Below are 733 nucleotides of genomic sequence, written 5' to 3'. Positions count from 1 at the left end.
GTTCTGGCAGGCTCGACACCCGCCTCGATACGTCGCCTTTCTCAATCCGTCATCACCCACATTCCGGTATAGTTCCTGCCACCTTGCAATTACCCACAATTCTGGCGTTGAACGGCAGCGCTTGCCTGGCTGAAACCGGCATGATTCCCTGTCTGGCTCCTCATCCCTGGAGAGAGGTGCCCCATGGACTGGGTTCTATCTCATCCCTCCCGTAATCATGCTCAGACCCGCAGGCCGGGATCATGTCAGGTGATCTCTGGCCCGCGAAGCTGCGGCTGTGCGGGTGCCACACCATGACGAGGGCGTCGCTCCCGGCACCCCACTCCATTGACGATGCTGCGGATGTCGTCGCCTGGGTCGATCGGGAGCTCGCCGGCTGCAGCTTGCCCGATCAACGTCTCGGCCGGCGCCTCCGCAAGCTTCTCGTCCAGATTGCCGGCGCCGTCGGAGGCAGCCTTCCGCTGGCCTGCCAGGACTGGGCCAACACCAAAGCAGCCTATCGCTTCCTGTCCAATACCAAAGTCTCCGAGCACGCGATCCTTCAGGGCCACTTCCAGGCCACCCGCAGCCGCTTTGCTGCGGTCGATGGCCCGATCCTGGTCATTCAGGAGTAAGCGCGCAAATCTCCGCACCTTTTCATTGTTGATGCAGTGAAGGAGGCTGTGTCCGCAATGGAGACTGTGGACGCAATGACGGTGAATAGTGCGGACATTCCAGGTCAGCTGAGGGTCGT

Annotated in this window: 1 protein-coding gene; it reads left to right on the top strand. The window is 61.1% G+C overall.

Annotated elements, in window-relative coordinates; all coding sequences use genetic code 11:
- Positions 1-242: 242 nt before the first annotated feature.
- Positions 243-614, top strand: coding sequence for an IS4/Tn5 family transposase DNA-binding protein (locus JKL46_RS34995; protein WP_201843050.1), 372 nt, complete (start codon positions 243-245; stop codon positions 612-614).
- Positions 615-733: the final 119 nt, after the last annotated feature.

It is taken from the genome of Microvirga zambiensis WSM3693 (assembly GCF_016735695.1).
Taxonomy (GTDB): domain Bacteria; phylum Pseudomonadota; class Alphaproteobacteria; order Rhizobiales; family Beijerinckiaceae; genus Microvirga; species Microvirga zambiensis.
The sequence above is the reverse complement of the archived record's forward strand: the minus strand, read 5'-3'. Positions and strand labels throughout refer to the sequence as shown.

What these genes read in the sequence shown, in the direction of transcription:
- JKL46_RS34995 (WP_201843050.1), top strand. Translation starts at nt 243, where the DNA reads ATGTCAGGTGATCTCTGGCCCGCGAAGCTGCGGCTGTGCGGGTGCCAC.